Source organism: Actinomadura litoris, assembly GCF_009733595.1.
In the GTDB taxonomy this organism is placed as follows: Bacteria; Actinomycetota; Actinomycetes; order Streptosporangiales; family Streptosporangiaceae; genus Spirillospora; species Spirillospora litoris.
The window spans coordinates 176,926-190,999 of the sequence record NZ_WOFH01000002.1; the positions used below are offsets into that span (position 1 = coordinate 176,926).

Annotated in this window: 13 protein-coding genes; 4 read left to right on the forward strand and 9 right to left on the reverse strand. The window is 72.4% G+C overall.

Going from position 1 to position 14,074, the window contains the following annotated elements; genetic code table 11:
* The first annotated feature begins 659 nt into the window (after nucleotides 1-659).
* Complete coding sequence (locus GNZ18_RS05285; RefSeq protein WP_156215573.1) at nucleotides 660-1,235, forward strand: class I SAM-dependent methyltransferase; 576 nt, start codon at nucleotides 660-662, stop codon at nucleotides 1,233-1,235.
* A 55-nt stretch (nucleotides 1,236-1,290) separates the two neighbouring features.
* Here the strand turns inward: GNZ18_RS05285 and GNZ18_RS05290 are convergent, their stop codons facing one another.
* Nucleotides 1,291-2,658 carry an alpha/beta hydrolase-fold protein gene (locus GNZ18_RS05290; RefSeq protein ID WP_156214981.1) on the reverse strand — a complete coding sequence of 456 codons (1,368 nt, stop codon included), beginning with the start codon at nucleotides 2,656-2,658 and terminating at the stop codon, nucleotides 1,291-1,293.
* Between the two features lie 75 nt (nucleotides 2,659-2,733).
* On the opposite strand from GNZ18_RS05290, the gene GNZ18_RS05295 reads away from it, so the two are divergent.
* Nucleotides 2,734-3,675: an ArsR/SmtB family transcription factor gene (locus tag GNZ18_RS05295; protein ID WP_173390654.1), complete on the forward strand. Its 942-nt coding sequence runs from the start codon at nucleotides 2,734-2,736 to the stop codon at nucleotides 3,673-3,675.
* 3 nt (nucleotides 3,676-3,678) lie between these two features.
* Here GNZ18_RS05295 and GNZ18_RS40720 read toward each other — a convergent pair whose 3' ends face one another.
* The 5 genes from GNZ18_RS40720 to GNZ18_RS05310 all read right to left on the reverse strand — a co-directional run bounded on the left by GNZ18_RS40720 (nucleotide 3,679) and on the right by GNZ18_RS05310 (nucleotide 8,489).
* Nucleotides 3,679-4,725, reverse strand: coding sequence for a right-handed parallel beta-helix repeat-containing protein (locus GNZ18_RS40720; protein ID WP_173390655.1), 1,047 nt, complete (start codon nucleotides 4,723-4,725; stop codon nucleotides 3,679-3,681).
* 170 nt (nucleotides 4,726-4,895) lie between these two features.
* Nucleotides 4,896-5,393: a Pycsar system effector family protein gene (locus GNZ18_RS40725; RefSeq protein WP_173390656.1), complete on the reverse strand. Its 498-nt coding sequence runs from the start codon at nucleotides 5,391-5,393 to the stop codon at nucleotides 4,896-4,898.
* 6 nt (nucleotides 5,394-5,399) lie between these two features.
* Complete coding sequence (locus GNZ18_RS40730) at nucleotides 5,400-6,332, reverse strand: hypothetical protein (RefSeq protein WP_173390657.1); 933 nt, start codon at nucleotides 6,330-6,332, stop codon at nucleotides 5,400-5,402.
* Entirely contained in the window at nucleotides 6,329-7,627 is a 1,299-nt protein-coding gene (locus tag GNZ18_RS05305) for a hypothetical protein (protein WP_156214983.1), read from the reverse strand. The genes GNZ18_RS40730 and GNZ18_RS05305 overlap by 4 nt, the downstream gene beginning before the upstream one ends.
* Nucleotides 7,628-7,832: 205 nt before the next feature.
* Nucleotides 7,833-8,489 (reverse strand): Crp/Fnr family transcriptional regulator, encoded by a 657-nt coding sequence (locus GNZ18_RS05310; RefSeq protein ID WP_242886675.1) that lies wholly within the window; start codon nucleotides 8,487-8,489, stop codon nucleotides 7,833-7,835.
* Between the two features lie 468 nt (nucleotides 8,490-8,957).
* Between GNZ18_RS05310 and glnII the strand changes: the two genes are divergently transcribed.
* Together glnII and GNZ18_RS05320 are read left to right on the forward strand one after the other, a co-directional pair.
* On the forward strand, nucleotides 8,958-9,971 hold the full coding sequence (gene glnII, locus GNZ18_RS05315; RefSeq protein ID WP_156214984.1) for a glutamine synthetase GlnII: 1,014 nt from the start codon (nucleotides 8,958-8,960) through the stop codon (nucleotides 9,969-9,971).
* Between the two features lie 282 nt (nucleotides 9,972-10,253).
* Complete coding sequence (locus GNZ18_RS05320; RefSeq protein ID WP_156214985.1) at nucleotides 10,254-10,781, forward strand: hypothetical protein; 528 nt, start codon at nucleotides 10,254-10,256, stop codon at nucleotides 10,779-10,781.
* A 33-nt stretch (nucleotides 10,782-10,814) separates the two neighbouring features.
* On the opposite strand, the gene GNZ18_RS05325 is transcribed toward GNZ18_RS05320, so the two are convergent.
* The 3 genes from GNZ18_RS05325 to GNZ18_RS05335 all read right to left on the reverse strand — a co-directional run bounded on the left by GNZ18_RS05325 (nucleotide 10,815) and on the right by GNZ18_RS05335 (nucleotide 13,979).
* On the reverse strand, nucleotides 10,815-11,651 hold the full coding sequence (locus GNZ18_RS05325; protein WP_156214986.1) for a hypothetical protein: 837 nt from the start codon (nucleotides 11,649-11,651) through the stop codon (nucleotides 10,815-10,817).
* An 86-nt stretch (nucleotides 11,652-11,737) separates the two neighbouring features.
* Nucleotides 11,738-12,190, reverse strand: coding sequence for a universal stress protein (locus GNZ18_RS05330; protein WP_156214987.1), 453 nt, complete (start codon nucleotides 12,188-12,190; stop codon nucleotides 11,738-11,740).
* A 25-nt stretch (nucleotides 12,191-12,215) separates the two neighbouring features.
* Nucleotides 12,216-13,979: a RelA/SpoT family protein gene (locus GNZ18_RS05335; RefSeq protein WP_156214988.1), complete on the reverse strand. Its 1,764-nt coding sequence runs from the start codon at nucleotides 13,977-13,979 to the stop codon at nucleotides 12,216-12,218.
* Nucleotides 13,980-14,074 lie beyond the last annotated feature (95 nt).

Consider the following 14,074-nt stretch of genomic DNA (forward strand, 5'->3'; position numbering starts at 1 on the left):
GGTGGTTCAACGCTGCCGTCGAAGGGTCCAGAAGAGCCAGTTCCCGGTGCTGGAGCAGGCCGCGACATCCCAGCCCTGAAGGCCGAAAGTGCAGAGTAGGGCTACCACTTCCTTGTGGTTGCCGCGATACATATTTTCTTGGTCGCCGGGTAGGTTGACCTGGATGGCTCCTTGATCCCACAACCACTCGATGGTAGCGAACTCGTAGGCGAAGATCGCAATCTCCTTCCATCGTCCGCTGGCCGGATGGTGGCACTTACCAGATCATTTGCATCGTCCTCATCATCGCGCGCCGGCTAGGGGAGGGGCAATGGCTGACCGCAGCATCGGAATTGGCCAAATTCGGTCAGAGGTAAAAGGATATTCCCAATGCGGGCGACCCCGGCGATAGATACTGTGCGCCGGCGGTCCGGAGTGGCGCCTCCTGGCGAGCCTCTCCGACTTGTCTCTCTCCTCCGGCTGAACCCTCGTAGGGACGATGGGCGCCGCGGAGCTTGAGTGCCTCGGCTGGGCATGTGCGGCTCATCGACACCCCGAGCACCTTGAGGTTCGGGCTTGGGGCATGGTCATCTACTACGGGACGTAGTACTATGAGTTGTAGTTGGTTCCGGTTCCGGGGTGCTCATGGGGAAGGTGTTCGGGTGACTAACTACGCTCGGTTGTATCGGATGCGGTTCACCCCGTGGGAGCGGTACGGGAAGGCGGCGGCGGGGAGTATCGCGGCGGTGCTCGATCGGGAGGCGGGGGAGCGGTCTCGGCCGCTCGGGCGGGCGCTCGATCTCGGGTGCGGGCGGGGGCAGTTCACGCCGGAGCTGGCGCGGCGGGGGTGGGAGGCCGTGGGCGTTGATTACGTGCCGGCCGCCATCGAGGCCGCGAAGGCGGGTGAGACCGGTGGAGCGACCTACGTCGTGGGGGACGTGACGAACCTGTCGAGCGAGCTGGGGGAGTTCGACTTCTTTCTCGATATCGGCTGTTTCCAGGGGTTCGACGTCCAGCAGCGTTCAGCGGTGGGGCGAGGGGTTTCTTCGCTCGCCAAGCCTGACGCCACCTTGCTGATCCTCGCCTTCGGCCTCAACCGGATGCGCTCCCGGATAGGTGGGGTGTCGCAGGCGGAAGTCGAGGAGGCGTTCCCGGGGTGGGAGCTGCTCGCGGCCGAACCCGCGGAAACCGCTGGGCTCGGGTGGCCCATGAACAAGACCAATCCGCATTGGTACAGGTTGCGGCTGCCGGGCTGAGCATCCGATTCAAGGCCATGACCGCCCCTGCGGGTCATGGCCTTTTCTCGGTGGGTCAGGGGCGTAGGTAGGGGCCTGGGGTGTGGTGGGTGAAGGACGGGGTCGTGGGGTGCAGGCCCGGTTCGGGGTCGGTGTCGAACACCGTCTGGGTCTCGGGGGCGAGTTCGGCGGCGGCCTTGTTGAGGGGGGTCGGGTTGGTTGTGGGCCAGTGGTTCGCCTTCATGCGGGTGAGGAGGGTTTGGAGGGTGAGTATCTCCTCGGACGCGGTGAAGGTGCAGTGGTAGCCGCGGTCGACGTAGAGCTGCTTCAGGTCCGCGCGATGCATCTTGGTGGCGTAGCGGCGCTGGTTGTCGGTGGGGACGCTGCCGTCGCCGGTCGAGTGCAGGGTGATGACCGGTGCCGTGGTCCGGCCGGTCGGGGTGCCGTATCTGTTCAGGTATCGGACGGCTTGGGCGTTTGCCTTTATTCGGGGGGCGGCGTTGAGGCGGGCCAAGTCTCTGTGAAGGCTTAGGCCCGCGTCGCTGTAGGCGCGTGCTACCAGGGCTTTTTGGGTGGAGCGGGCTAGGAGCTTCCGGTAGTTCACGCCCGTGTTCCAGGACGGGTTTCCGCCCGCTCGCTGCTCGATGTCCGTGCGGTTGAGGCCCCAGAAGGCGCCTCGGTCGTAGGCGGCGTAGTAGGTCTGCTGTTCCACCTGGCCCGCGACCGTGTCCGGTGCGGGTGCGCGTGCGGTGTAGCGGGCCGGGATGTCGGCGAGGGCCGCGGCGAGAGCGAGGCGGGCGCGGCCGGTGGGGGAGGCCAGGGCGGCGCCGAGTGCTCGGCGGGCGTTGGCCGTGTTCGTTTGCGGGTCCTTGATGTTGACGACGTCGAGGCTGGGGGCGAGCAGGGTCTTGACCGCGAAGTTCGCGTCGAGGGCGCTGTTGAAGTGGCCCGTCGTGCCGCCGACCACCCCGCAGAGGGAGGCGACGCCGGCGAAGCGGCCCGGGTTGCGCTCCGCCAGGAGGACGGCGGTCAGTCCGCCCGCGGATGCTCCCGCCGAGATGGTCCGCTTGGGTTTGCCGATGTTCGCGGTGAACCAGTCGAGCAGGTCGATCTGGTCCTTCAGGCCCGATTCGACCGCGCCCCAGCCGCGTGGGGAGCGGAGTTTCGAGGCCGCCAGCGCGTATCCGTGGTCGAGCAGCCACTGCCGGGTGGCCGGGTGGTTCGTCAGCTCGATGTCCGAGGGTGCCGGGGCCTCCAGGCTGTAGGCGCCGTGGCTCCACAGCAGCAGCGTTCCGTTCCAGTGGGACGGGACCTCGACCCGGTAGGGAACCCCGTCGATGCCGCCCGTGCGGACGGTCGTCTCGGCCTCGGCGGGCGACGACGGGGCCATGGTCGCGACCATGACCAGGGGGACGGTGTGGAGGAGCAGGCGGAATCGGTTCATGGGCCGCACCTTTCACCAGGCCCTGCCGGGGGTGCAATGATTTTGGAAATAGCTGAAATGTCGTATCTTTCCGCCATGCTGCGGCTCTGGCTCGACTACGAGGATCTGACCCGCATCCGCGTCCTGCCCGGGCTCTCGCCGATCACCCAGACCGTCTTCGGCGCCCAGGCCCTGCGGACGAGCGCGCGGCCCCGCGGCCCGTCGCGGATGCTGCTCGATCTGGTGCCGCCCGGACGGCTGCTCCCCGACTTCCTGACGCCGTACACGGACGTGCCGGGGTTGGAGGCGGAACTCGACGCCGTCGCCTCGACGCCGGTCCGGCGGATCCGCGCGGAGCTGGAGCGGTCCTACGGGCCGCGCCCGCCGGCCTCGTGGGTGACCCGCCTCGCCGCGGGCGACGGGGAGGCGATGCGGACGCTGGTCCGCGGGCTCCGCGACTTCCACCGGGCCGCGCTGGCGGACCGGTGGGCCGTGCTGACCCCGCATCTGCGCGCCGAGGCGTCCGGTCTCGCCCGGACGATGGCGGACGCGGGGATCGGTGCCGCGCTCGGCCGCCTGCATCCGGCCATCCGCTGGACGCCTCCCGTGCTGGAGATCGAGACGCTGCGCGACGGCGACGTCCGGCTCCAGGGGCGGGGGCTCCGGTTCCTGTTCTCGCCGTTCGTCACGGGGCCGCGCGTCCAGGTCGCCGGAGACCGGCCCGCGGCGGTGGTGGTGCCCGCGTCCCGGCCGCCGGGCGGAGCCGAGGGCGACCCGTCCGCGGTGTTCGGCCGGACGCGAGCGGCCGTGATCCGGATCGTCGGGGCGGACGGGGAGCTCACGACCGGGGCGCTCGCGTCCCGGCTCGGGGTCAGCGCGGCGTCCGCGTCCCAGCACGCCACGGCCCTGCGCGGCGCGGGCCTGCTGACCAGCGAGCGCAGGGGGAGGACGGTGCACCACGCGCTGACGCCGCTCGGGGAGCGGTTCCTGCGGGGTGGAGCCGGGCCCCGCTCCCGGGATGCGGGAACGGGGCCCTGACGGTCAGCAGAGGCCGCGCGGGTCGGACGTGCGGCACTTGTTGGCGCGGAAGTGGTTGGTCCTGCTCCCGCTCTTGTCGACCAGGTCGAAGGGCGCGTTCCCGAGGACGAGGTTGGACTTGATCAGGTTGTGGCGGGCGGGGCGGTTGCGCGGCGGGGTGCCGCGGAACAGCACGATGCCGCCGGAGTAGGGGAGCCGCCCTCGGTTCCCGGTCACGGTGTTGCGCTCGACGATGTTGTGGTCGCCGCCGAAGAACAGGATTCCCGTCCCGCCGAGCGGGGGCACCTCCCCGTGCGCCGGGCAGACCCGGTTGTTCTTCGAGACGCGGTTCTTCCAGACGGTGGTGTTGCCCTGCCCGGTCCGCTGGCTGTCGTCGACGAGGGCGACGCCGACGCAGTTGTGGACGATTTCGTTGTCATGGACCATGACGTGGCGGGCGTGCCGGACGAGGACGCCGATCGCGTTGCCGATCGAATGGTTGTCGGCGACGACGGTGCCGCGCGCGTTGGCGGTGTCGCCGACGTAGAGCCCGGCGTCGTCGGCGTTGTCGACGGTCCAGTTCCAGCGGAAGTGGCCGCGCGTGGAGGCGAACTCCGCGATCCCGTATTCGCCGTTGTTGCGGGCGAGGACGGACTGCACCGAAAGGCGGTCGGTGTGGATGCCGTAGACGCCGGTGTCGGCGAAGTCCCGGACGACCAGGTTGCGGATCGTCACGCCGTGGACCGGGTGCTTCGCCCGGCCGACGACGCAGATCCCCTGGCCGGGGTGCTTGACCCTGGCGCAGTGGTCCCGGTGGCCCGGGCGCAGGATCGTCTTGTTGCCCTCGCCGTGGATGGTGATGCGCTTGCGGACGAGGACGCCCCCGTCGTAGTGCCCGGCCCTGAGCTTGATGACGTCTCCGGGCCGGGCGTGGTCGACGGCCCTCTGGATCGAGTGTCCGGGCGGGACGACGATCACGCGTCCCCCCGCCGCCTGCGCCGCCGGCGCGATCCCGGCGATTCCGGTGACGGCGACCGTTGTTCCGAGCGCGGCCGTAATAATCCGCCTCATTCTGTTTTCCCCCGTTTTTCTACCGCCCGCGCGGGCGCCTGTGCCCGGCGCGGTCATGTATTCCTCGGTGATCATCCTGAACCGGGAATGTTCTGCCCGTGATGTGCGGACGGTAAAAATACGGGCGGTCGATCCGAAAGGGCCGGTTCCGCGCCCCCCGAATCCGCCGTTCAGTGCAGGATCTGCCCCGCCGCTATGCACGCCAGGCACGAGGCGAGCATCACCGCCGTGCCCGGGATGGCCTTGGCCACGTGGCGGTTCTTGGTCTCGGCGAGGAACGCGAACAGCCGCACCATCTGCCACGCCGCGTCCCGCTGGGCGGGGCCGTCCGGCGGGAACTGGGGCGAGACGCCGAACACGCCGAACGCGCTGGGCGGGACGGGGGTGCGCGGCCGTGGGCGCAGCGCCTGGATCAGGTGGTGGCCCGACAGGAGGAAGGCGGTCGCGAACGTGAGGTAGAGCGCCGACATCATGAGGCCGGACGGCCCGTCGGGCGCGGGCAGGGTCGGCAGCGCCGCCATGACCGCAACGATCGCGCCGGTGTGCGCGACGAGCAGCGTGGAGATCTTCGCCTCGGCGTGCTGGACGTAGCCCTGGAAGGTGGCCATCACGGTCACCGCGACGACCGCGTCGTTCTGGTCGCGGGCGGGGTCGGGGTTCGGGTTCATGCCTGCTCAGTCCCTCGGTCGCTTGATCTCGCGGAGCGTCGCGCGCAGGGCCTGTACCGTGCCGCGCACGTAGTGGCGGAGGCGCTCGTCGCTCAGCGTCGTCCCGTTCACATGGCAGCCGACGTTGACGGCGAGGGCGTCGCCGCTGGTCAGCGTGATCCGGAACTCCTGCCGGACGCTGACATCGGCCGGGGTCAGGTAGCTCATGGCGATGGGGCCCGCCATCCTGATCAGGTTGCCCGGGCTGGCCGCGCCGCCGTGCGCGGCCAGCCGGTCGTTCATCGTGCCGATCGAGGTGACGTCGGTGAGCATGAACTCGTGGGTCGTCTCCAGCTCGCGGAGCCCCGTCACCATGTTCAGGACGCAGCTGTAGGCGCACACCTGGAGTTCGGTGAGCAGGACCACGGCCACCTCGTAGCTGGCGTAGCGGGGCTTGCCGTCCAGGCCCATCGCGTAGTCGGTCGGCAGCGCGGGACCCACGACGGTGAGGGGGCGCCGGGTGACCAGCTCCCGCGGGATGCCCATCTCCTGCCACGCCCGCTGCTCGATCGCGTTCATGTCCTGGTTGAACCAGTAGTCCATCTGCTGGTCGGACGCGGCGCCGCTCCGGGCGCCCCGCTGGCGCTGGTACCGGTGGAAGCGGATGACGGCGAAGACGAGCAGCGGCCATCCGGCCAGGTTCCCGAGGATGACCAGGAAGATCGCGAACACCAGCAGGAGGATGCTGCCCGTGCTCGGCGACGAGGCCGACAGGCCGACCGACAGGATGTACAGCACGAAGCTCCCGACGATCGCGGCGAGCCCCAGTAACAGGAACAACCGTCCGAGCGTGAGGTCGCGCGCGCTCGGCGGTGCCACGAAGTAGGCGCGGACCGCCAGGGACGGACGCGCCGCGGCGGGCGCCGGCGTCGCCGCCGCGGTCTCGCCGGTGGGGTTCATCCGTCCTCCGCCGGCCGGATCCGCATGCGGACCGTCGACCAGATCGGGTTGTCCCAGGCCGGGACGTGCTCGACGATCTCCGCCGCCAGCTCGGACCGCCCCCGGTCGAGCGGCGCCTGGACGAGGGCGCCCACCATCCGCTCGGGCGGCGGGCCGGTGTAGTCGAAGCCGTTCATCTCGTAGTAGTCCTGCTTGACGATCGCCCAGAGCAGCAGGGCCCCGGCGTGCTCGGGGTCGAGGGCGAGCACCTTGCCGAGCTCGCGCTCGGCCCGCTGGATGGTCGGGCGCCGGTGCAGGCGGGGCCGCTGCCCGCGCAGGAGCGCGAGCGCCAGGCGGAACCGCAGGCCCGCCGCGTCCTGCGGGGTCGTGGCCTGCGCGGCGGCGCGGCGGAGCTGCTCGGCCGCCTCGTCGTAGTCGTGGTGCCGGAACGCCCTCATGCCCTCGGCGCGCGGATCGGCCTTGGGCGCCTCCTCGATCTTGATGTTCATGTCGCGGCCGGCGGTGTTGCCGAGGACGATGCCCCGGTTGCCGTCGCCGGAGAAGGAGATCCCCGGCGGCGGGCCCTGTGGTGCGGGTGCCTGTGGTGCGGGTGCCTGTGGTGCGGGTGCCTGTGGTGCGGGGACCTGTGGTGCGGGGGTCTGCGGCGGTGGGGTCTGCGGCGGTGGGGGCCGCGGCGGGGCCTCGGGGGGCGGCGCGTCGCCCGCGCGGCGGGAGTGGGGCAGGTGCATGTGGGCCGTCCTGTCGTATCCCTTCTCGGGATGGCTGACCTGGATCTCGGTGAAGTCCCGCTCGCGCAGGGCGGCGAGGTCGGAGCGGACGACCTTGCGGAAAACCTCCCGCGAGACCAGCAGGACCAGCGCCGCGTCGCGGTCGCGCTTGAGGGCCTGGCGCGCCGGGCCCGCCGCCAGGAGCCGGGCCACCTCGACGAAGGCGGGCCCCGCGGTGCCGAAGGCGGCGGGCACGAACACGTCGCAGTGCATCGCGATCCGGACCCGCAGCTCCAGGCTCGCGCTGTGGTCCTCGTTATGGAGCCGCAGCCGGTCGTCGATCGCCCGGACGAACGTCCCGACGACCCGGGTGAGGTCGGCGCCGGCGGGCAGCGCGACGTACTGGCCGTCGCCCTCCCCCTGCACCTTCCACGAGGCCGGGTCGAGCCCGGCCTCGTCCGCGGCGGCCTCGATGATCGAACGCAGCCGCTCCTGGAGGAGCCCCTGGTGCCGGGTGCTGCGCCCGCTGTAGTTCTCGATGTCGACGCCGAACACGAAGTGCTCGGCGAGTATCTCCTCATCGTGCATGGAATGGTCCTCGCGAACGTGCTGGATCGGTCGAACCAGCAGGCGGTGGGACCGGGAACCCCGGCCCAACATGCCCAGCTTCCGGGAGGGCGCGCCTGCGGTGTGTCATCTATCGGACGTAGCGGCCTTGAATTTCAGGGGCGGTCCGCCCTCGCGCGGGCCGGCCGCTCCTCGTCCGGCGGCGGCCGGCCGCCGCGAGGGGCGGTCAGGTGTTCACCATGCGGCGGAGCGCGTCCAGATCGTGGATGAGGATGCGGCCGCGGCCGGTCTGGATGAGGCCCCGCGCGCTCAGCTTCGCCAGGTCGCCGGAGACCACGCCGCGCGACAGCCCGACCGTCCGGCCGAACTCCCGCTGGTCGAGGGGGACCTCCGCGCGGTTCCCCGGGCGGTGCCGGGCCGTGGGGGAGACCGCGAGGCGCAGCAGGGTCCGGATCACCCGCTGCTCCGCCGGCAGCGTGGGGAGTTCGGCGCGAAAGATCTCGCCCTCGCGCAGCCGGTTCACCGCGTGGTTTATCAGCGCGTGCGCGGAGTTCATTTCCTTGATCGCCCGGTCGAATTCGGTGAGCGGGACAATTCGCACCGCGCACCGGTCGATCGCGGTGACGTTCGCGGAATGCCCGGTGCCGCTCAGCGGGGCGATTTCGCCGAGCACGTCGCCGGCGCCGCGGACGGCGAGCACAATCTCATTTCCGTCCGCGCCGAGCCAGGTCACCTTGACGCGGCCGTGCAGCAGGACGAGCAGGTGATCGTCCCTGCGCCCCTGGTGGAGCATGAGTTCGCCGGGCAGGAAAGTACGGGCGGCCCCCGCTCCCGCCAGCCGGGCCCATCCGCCCTCCGGAAGGATGGAGTTGAAACCGGTCACATCGCATCAGCGCCAGTCCTGGGTCATCGACCGATATCGATCTCGGAGCACACCCGGTGGTGCAACTCACGATACCCACATCGGTTCTGGCGGGTCACGCATTTCCAGGAGAAAGCGGAATGCGGCGCGTATGGAACGGTGCGAAAACGGTGCGGCGCGGCTTTGGATCATGAAAGGGAAAGGGCGGCGCGGGCCGTGCCGGCGGCCGGCGGCGGGTGGGGGCGTGGCCGGTCCCGGCCGCATGCCGGCGCGGTCCGCCGGCGGGCGCGGCGGGGCGCCTCGCGGGTGTGAGCAGCATCTCATCCCGTTCGCCCTGCTCAGGGGTCGTTTTACATGGCGTTCACATTTGGGCAACAGGTCCGAAACGGCCCGTTGGCACCGTCGGAGACGCCGGAACCCGCGGCGCCGGCGCGTCCGGAGCCCGGGACCACGGCGCTCGGAACCCACAAGGCCCTCGGAGGGACCACGTTGAGCTACAAGGCCGAGTACATCTGGATCGACGGCACCGAGCCCACCGCACGGCTGCGCTCCAAGACGCGGATCCTGGCCGACGGCGCCGACCTGCCCGACTGGGGGTTCGACGGGTCCAGCACCAACCAGGCGCCCGGCGACAACTCCGACTGCGTCCTCAAGCCGGTCTTCTCCTGTCCCGACCCGATCCGGGGCGGTGACAACAAGCTCGTCCTCTGCGAGGTCTACCTCGTGGACGGGACGCCCCACCCCACCAACACGCGGGCCCTGCTGCGCCCGGTCGCCGAGCAGTACGCGGCGCAGGACTCCTGGTACGGCATCGAGCAGGAGTACACGTTCTACAAGGACGGGCGCCCGCTGGGCTTCCCCGAGCGCGGCTACCCGGCCCCGCAGGGCTTCTACTACTGCGGCGTCGGCTCCGACGAGGTCTTCGGGCGGGACATCGTCGAGGCCCACCTGGACGCGTGCATCGACGCGGGCCTGAAGATCTCCGGGATCAACGCCGAGGTCATGCCCGGCCAGTGGGAGTTCCAGATCGGCCCGGCCGGGCCGCTGGAGGTCGGCGACCACATGTGGATCGCCCGGTGGCTGCTCTACCGCATCGCCGAGGACCACGACGTCGCGGCCACCCTCGACCCCAAGCCGGTCGAGGGCGACTGGAACGGCGCGGGCGCGCACACCAACTTCTCCACCAAGGCCATGCGCGAGGGCTACGACGCCATCATCACCGCGTGCGAGGCGCTCGCGGAGAGGGCGCAGGAGCACCTGTCCGGGTACGGCGCCGACATCGAGCGGCGGCTGACCGGCATGCACGAGACCGCGGCGTGGAGCGAGTTCAGCTACGGCGTGTCGGACCGGGGCGCGTCCGTCCGCATCCCGTGGCAGGTCGAGGCGGAGAAGAAGGGCTACATCGAGGACCGCCGTCCGAACGCCAACGTCGACCCCTACGTGGTGGCCCGCCTGATCACGGGCACCTGCTGCGCGGCGCTGGAGCGCGCCGGGCAGGTCTGAGCCGTCCCCGCCGGGAGGCGGGTCGCGGAGAGTCCCGGGGGCCGTGCCCTCGGGATTCTCCCTTTTCCGGACGTGGCCAAGGGGATGCAAATTGTTCGGGTTGGGGGAGTTCCACCGATCGGTGCCGGGTAGCACCTACTCGTTCGCACCGGGGGAGGGGACATGCCCGATTCGCCATTCGGGCGGTACTCCGGCGGCCTGCCCGGCAGGCACGCCGGCCGCCCTGCGCCACGGCCCGTCGAGCGGTCGTTCCGGTGTCCCTCCACGGCGCGGAGACGCCCGGTGGAGGCGCCGGCCAAGCGCTACCAGGACTTCGTCGCCCTGCACGAGGAGATCTCCGCCGGGTCCGACCCGGCGCTGCGTCCGCTGTGGTGGACGGGGCTGGCCTGCTCGATGCTCGCGGCGGGCCTCGCCTTCGTCGTCGTGCTGGGGGTGCGCGGCCTGCTGGAGGTGGGGATCCCGGTCTTCGCCGGGCCGCACACCGGCACGGCCGCCGCGGCCACCAGCTACGCGCTGTGCGCGATGGCGGGGACGATCCAGGCGACCGCGCTGATGCACCTGCTGCTGGCGACGGCGGCGCGCCCGGTCCGGGCGTTCGGCTGGATCGGCGGGGCGGGCGTCCTCGTCGTCGCGGCGCTGCCGCTGCTCCCGCAGGCGCCGCCGGACGCGGCGCTCGTCACGGCCGGGCTCAACCTGGCGGGCGGGGCCGCGGTGGTCGCGCTGCTGGCGGCGGTGGTGGCCGCCTCGATGGGCGACGGGCCGCGCCTGACGCGGGCGCGGCGCCGCAGGTACAGGCACGGAGAGTTCTGACCGCGCCCGGCCGGGGCGCCCGGCCGGGCGCGGTCAGCCGCGGCCCACGGTGATCGTCAGGGGGTCCGGGGCGGTGCTGGAGACCACGCGGACGTGGCGGAGCCGCCGCCACACCTGGACGTCGACGGGCACGCCGGGCGCCAGCACCCGCAGCTCGCGGCGCAGGCCCGAGAAGCCGAGGCGGAGCGTGACGTCCCAGGTGCCGCGCGGCAGCGGGTCGTCGATGAACGCGCGCGTCACCGGGACCCTGGCGGTGTAGCCGAGGCGGCCCGCCAGCTCCTCCAGCGTCGCGAACACCTGGTAGGACCGGCGGGTGCGGCGCTCCAGCAGGTTCAGCGTGCCGGAGATCGGCATCGTGATCCGCTGGAGGTCGAGGTGGCCGGTCACCGAGACCTCCTCGTCGCGCTCGTCCCAGGCCAGCAGGTCGGCGGGGGCGGACCCGGCGGCGTGCGGGCGGCCGCCGACGTCGATCGCGAGCCCGCCCTGGAAGCCGAAGTAGGCCGTGACCGTGCTGGAGCCGGGCAGGAACCGGCGCTGCGGTGAGGCGTCGACGGCCGCGGCGCGGTCGCGGCCGAGGGGCAGGACGACGCAGTCCGCCGGCCCTCCCATCGCGACGTGCACGTCCCACAGCCCGCCGGGCAGCGGATACCCGCCCTCGATGGAGGCGACGTCCACCATCGCCTCGAAGCCGATCGCGTCGTCCGCCGCGCTGACGGACGCGGGCACCCGCAGGAGGCAGCCGCCGTCGCGCTCGCGCAGCAGGAGTTCGACCTCGGGGACCCCGGCGGGCGCGGCGGCCCGCTTGACGCGGCCGGCGACCCGCAGGCACGACCCCGCCCACCGGAGTTCCGTCAGGCATGGATCTGGCATCGCGACCCTCCGCGCTCTCATCCCCGAGCCGGTTTCCCCTGGTCGGTTACCTTTCCATCGCGCGGCCCGGTCAACCGGGCGGCGGGTCAGGGCACGACGGTGACCGGCCAGCGGCCCGTCCGGACGAGGCGGACGGCGACCGAGCCGATCAGCCGGTGCCCGGCCTGCGTGGACGCGCCGACCACGACGGCGTCGGCGCGGGTCTCGTCGGCGACGCGGGCGAGCACGGTGTAGGGGTCGCCCAGCTCGGTGACCAGCTCGTAGGGGACGGGAGTGCTCGCGGCGGCCCGCTCCAGCTCGCCGCGCAGGTAGGCGGTGGTCTCGTCGGCGGCCTCGCGCAGTACGGCGGCGCCGCCGGGGGTGAGCGTCGTCAGCGCGGCGGTCCCGGACACCTGGACGATCACCAGCCGGCCGCCGCCGCGCCGGGCGAGGCCCCAGGCGTAGGCGCCCGCGCGCAGCGAGGTGTCTGAGCCGTCCACCCCGACGACGATCACCTTGGGGCCGTCGATGCCGTACTCGAACGGGCTCTCGTCGCTCATGCGGCCCAGCGTAGTGGGGCGGTGATCAGGGGCGGGCGAAGCGGGCGAGCAGGTCGTCCAGGCACAGGGCGCCGGTGGCGAGCGCGCCGTACATGGCGTCGGTCTCGGGGTAGCCGAGGGCGCGGGCGACGGCCAGGGACTCCCCGCGCGCCTCGGCGGCGAGCAGGTCGACGTGCCGCCCGGCCAGGGCCTGGACGAGGCGCCGCCGCCCCGCCTCGGCGGCCTCCTCGGCCCGCCGCCTGGCCAGGCCGAGCCGGATGTGGACGCGGGCCGACACGGTGGCGGCGAGGTCGAGCCAGTCCTCGGACGGGGCGCCGGACGGGTCGGTGAGGATCTCGACGACGTTGCCGCTGCGGATCTGCACCGACAGCGGGGCGAGCCGCCCGTTGACGACGGCGCCGATGCAGCGGTCGCCGACGGCGGGGCCCTGGGCGTAGGCGAAGTCGAGCGCGGTCGCCCCGGCGGGCAGCGGCACGGCCTCGCCGCGCGCGGTGAGCGCGGCGACGTTCCCGGCGGCGAGGTCGGCGGCGAGGTCGGCGCGCAGGCCGTCCAGGAACGCGGCGGAGGTGGCGCCCGACTGCCAGGCGAGCAGGCGGCTGAGCCAGACCAGGTCGCGGCGGCCCGCGACGGCGGTGGCGGTGCCGCCGGACGCGCCGTCCGCCGCGTCGCGGACGTGGGCGACGATGCCGTACTCGGCGACCGGGTGCATGGCGCGGTTGCGGACGATCACCTCGAACGGGTCGCCGGCGGGGCTGATCACCCGGGTGTGCAGTGACCGGTACATGTTGTCCTTGGGTGCGGCGATGTAGTCGCGGACCTGCCCGGCGACCGGGTGCAGCGCGGCGTGGACCGCGCCGAGCGCGACGTAGCAGTCGCGTTCGGAGCCGTCCACGACGAGGAGCAGCCGGGCGGCCTCGCAGGGCCGCAGCCCGGCGAGCCGCCCGCGGAACGACTGGTGGACCGCGTACAGGTGCGACGGCCTGACCCGCATCGCGGCCCGCAGGCCGTGCTCGGCCAGCGAGCGGCGGACCCGCCGCATGGCGGGGCCGAACGCCTCTCCGGCGTCGCGGAGCGCGGCGCGGACGGCGCGGCCGGTGGCGGCGTGCGCGTCCGGGGAGCGGGCGGCGAAGGCGAGGTCGTCCATCTCGCGCTTGAGGACGTGGATGCCGAGCCGCTCCGCGAACGGGACCAGCAGTTCGTGCGACGCCTTGGCGTACCGGGCGCGCTTGTGCTCGGGCTGGTAGCGCAGCGTCCGCAGGTTGTGCAGCCGGTCCGCGAGCTTGATCACCAGGACCCGCAGGTCGTCGGCGGCCGACAGCACGATCTTGCGGAACGTCTCGGCCTCGGCGCGCTCGCCCCAGCGCTCGCCGTCGAGCTTGGTCACCCCGTCGACCAGCACGGCGATCTCCTCGCCGAACCCGGCGCGGACCTCCCCGATCGTGTAGGGGGTGTCCTCGACGGTGTCGTGCAGCAGCGCGGCGACGAGCGTGGTGGTGTCCATGCCCATCCCGGCCAGGATCATCGCGACCGCGAGCGGGTGGGTGATGTAGGGGGCGCCGGACCGGCGGAGCTGCCCCCGGTGGAGCCGTTCGGCGACCGCGTACCCGCGCAGCAGCTCGGCCTGGTCGGCGCCGGGGTGGGCGGCCTGGTGCGCCGACAGCAGCGGGGCGAGCGCCGCGCGGACGGGCCCGTCCCCGGCGGCCGCCCGGCGGCGCAGCGGCAGCCGGAACCTCCCCGGGGTCGCCGTCGTGATCCCCGGTGTGCCGTTCGCCGGATCGAGGGTCGCCATACGCACCCGCCTGAGCCGCCTGGGCCCCCGGTGCGCGAATGCTCCGGGGTGTAACCGACATTATGCGTGACGGACCCGTCGCGGTGCGCGATCGG